This window comes from Dyadobacter sp., from assembly GCF_051859145.1.
GTDB lineage: Bacteria > Bacteroidota > Bacteroidia > Cytophagales > Spirosomataceae > Dyadobacter.
This window is the reverse complement of the sequence record NZ_JBHYGF010000524.1, coordinates 1-1,957: the sequence shown is the minus strand read 5'-3', so window position 1 is coordinate 1,957 and position 1,957 is coordinate 1. Positions and strand designations below refer to the sequence as shown.

General features: G+C 47.1%; 1 pseudogene. It reads right to left on the bottom strand.

The annotated features are described in order from the left end of the window. A pseudogene (gene secA / locus ACTIE6_RS23325) lies at positions 1-1,957 on the bottom strand (preprotein translocase subunit SecA); the annotation flags it as partial.

Below are 1,957 nucleotides of genomic sequence, written 5' to 3'. Positions count from 1 at the left end.
GGGATCTTACGCAAAGTCAGCATCCGGCTGATAATCTCAGAGTTTTCAACGGAGGTAGTACCTACCAGAACAGGTCGACCCGCTTCTACAAGCTCGACAATCTCGTCGGTTACCGCATTGTATTTTTCACGAACAGAGCGGTAAACTTTATCTTCCTGATCTTTCCGAACAGCTGTTACGTTGGTAGGAATAGAAACTACATCCAGTTTGTAGATTTCCCAGAATTCACCTGCTTCCGTTTCAGCAGTACCCGTCATACCAGCGAGTTTATGGTACATCCGGAAGTAATTTTGGAGCGTTACAGTCGCATAAGTCTGCGTCGCGTCTTCTACGCGTACACTTTCTTTTGCTTCAATCGCCTGGTGCAAACCGTCGGAGTACCGGCGGCCTTCCATGATACGACCTGTTTGCTCATCCACGATCTTCACTTTTCCGTCGATGATCACATACTCAACGTCTTTTTCGAAAAGCGTAAATGCTTTCAAAAGTTGGTTGACTGTGTGAATGCGGGCAGTTTTTACAGAATAGTCGCGGATTAATGCTTCTTTTTGAATAATGCGTTCCTGCTCGTTGAGGGAAGCATCTTTTTCGATTTTGTCCAGATCAACTGCGATATCTGGAAGGATAAAGAAGTTGGTTTCTTCCGATTCGCCAGTCAGGAAGTCAATCCCTTTTTCTGTCAGTTCAATGCTGTTGTGGCGCTCGTCGATAGTAAAGTAAAGCGGCGCGTCAGCTACCGGCATTAATTTCTGGTTTTCGGCAAGATAGATGGATTCCGATTCCTGCATCAGCGCCTTGATCCCCCACTCACTCAGGTACTTGATAAGTGGTTTGTATTTCGGCATACCGCGGTGTGCACGGAACAAAGCGAGTCCACCTTCTTTTTTATCGCCTGCGGCAATTTTCTTTTTCGCATCGTTCAGGAATTCCATTGCCAGCCTCTTCTGGGCTTCAACGATCCTGGAAACGCGTGGTTTCAGTTCCAAATATTCCTGCTCATCACCGCGTGGAACAGGTCCGCTGATAATCAATGGTGTACGTGCATCATCAATCAATACAGAGTCAACCTCATCGACCATAGCGAAGTGGTGCTTGCGCTGAACCAGTTCTTCCGGTGTGCGTGACATATTGTCACGTAGGTAGTCAAAGCCGAATTCGTTGTTGGTACCGTATGTAAGGTCGGCTTTGTAGGCATTTCTTCTTGCTTCGGTATTGGGCTGGTGGCGGTCAATGCAATCCACGCGCATTCCGTGGAATTCAAAAAGCGGCGCATTCCATTCCGCGTCGCGTTTTGCGAGGTAATCGTTGACGGTTACAATGTGCACGCCTTGTCCGGCAAGTGCATTCAGGAAAGCGGGGAGAGTTGCTACCAAAGTTTTACCTTCGCCCGTCGCCATTTCAGAGATTTTACCCTGGTGCAAAACCACGCCACCAATCAGCTGAACATCATAATGCAGCATGTTCCATTTGATAGGCTGGCCGATCACATCCCAGGTTGTATTCCAATATGCTTTATCACCCTGAATGGACACGTGCGACTTGCGCGCAGCAACGTCACGGTCAAAAAAGTTAGCTGTAACTTCCAGCTTATCATTTTCCTTGAACCGGCGCGCAGTTTCCTTTACAATCGCGAATGCTTTCGGGAGGATATCGAGGAGGACTTTTTCAAGTTCTTTATTCCTGTCCAGTTCAAGCGCATCTATTCTTTTAAAGATCGCTTCTTTACTATCTACATTGGGCTCGTCGCTTGCCTGCTGTCTCAATCCGGCGATCTGCTCGTCGATCGATTTGAGCTGATCGGATATATGTTGTTTCAGGTTTTCGGATTTTAACCTGAGCTCATCATTTGTCAAAGAAGCCAGCAGGGCGTATTCGGCATTTACCTTCTCCACATACGGGGTCAGTTCCTTAAGATCCCGTTCGGATTTCGTGCCAAATAGCTTGGAGAATATTTTAA